General features: G+C 59.4%; 1 protein-coding gene. It reads right to left on the bottom strand.

All coding sequences use genetic code 11. The features are described from left to right. The coding region (locus PZA18_RS24545) for a contractile injection system protein, VgrG/Pvc8 family (RefSeq protein ID WP_284103503.1) at positions 1 to 288 on the bottom strand (288 nt) is incomplete at both ends.

Here is a 288-nt window from a genome sequence, read left to right as displayed (position 1 = left end):
CCTTGAGGTCGGCCTTGGGCTTGAGGAAGTCGTAGTCGTTGAGCACATAGTCGGCCGGCTGTACGGATTTCTCGGTGCGCCAGTGGGCCATATGCTCGCGGTTGACGGTCATGCCGCCATCCTGCCCACCCAGATAGAACGGGACTTGTTCAAAACCGGGGGCCGGGCTGTGGCTGGCGATGCCATCGGCCAACACCAGGGTATGTTTGCCGCCCCCATGTTCGAAGTAATAGTAGATGCCTTCTTCTTCCATCAGCCGCGACACGAAGTTCAGGTCGGATTCGCGGT

Source organism: Parachitinimonas caeni, assembly GCF_030129945.1.
In the GTDB taxonomy this organism is placed as follows: domain Bacteria; phylum Pseudomonadota; class Gammaproteobacteria; order Burkholderiales; family Chitinimonadaceae; genus Parachitinimonas; species Parachitinimonas caeni.
This window is presented reverse-complemented; position numbering and strand designations above follow the sequence as displayed.